This window comes from Christiangramia aestuarii (genome assembly GCF_009735585.1).
Classification (GTDB): domain Bacteria; phylum Bacteroidota; class Bacteroidia; order Flavobacteriales; family Flavobacteriaceae; genus Christiangramia; species Christiangramia aestuarii.
The window spans coordinates 1-404 of sequence record NZ_VJVW01000122.1 but is presented as its reverse complement, the minus strand read 5'-3'; the positions used below and the strand labels follow the sequence as shown (position 1 = coordinate 404).

Here is a 404-nt window from a genome sequence, read left to right as displayed (position 1 = left end):
GACAATAGCAAAAGCAGGAAGCTTTAACGATGAAAATGGAAACGGCTATGCCGAGGCTGGAGAGACCATCTCCTATACCTTTAGCCTGACCAATACCGGAAACGTCACCCTGAACAATATCACCGTGACCGATCCAATGGTAAGTGTAAACGGCGGACCGATCAACCTGGCGCCGGGAGCATCTGACAACACCAGCTTCTCCGCGACCTATACCCTGACCCAGGCGGATGTAGACAGCGGACAGGTGGACAATATCGCTACGGCTGATGCCGATGAGCTGACCGATCCAGAGGATAGTAACAATGAGACTACGCCACTGACGCAGAACCCAGCCATGACAATAGCTAAAGCAGGTAGCTTTAACGATGAAAATGGAAACGGCTATGCCGAGGCTGGAGAGACCA

1 protein-coding gene is annotated in these 404 nt (G+C 52.0%); it reads left to right on the top strand.

All coding sequences use genetic code 11. From position 1 onward, the window contains the following. The coding region (locus tag FLP08_RS17195) for a CLIPPER-2 domain-containing protein (protein WP_156278144.1) at positions 1 to 404 on the top strand (404 nt) is incomplete at both ends.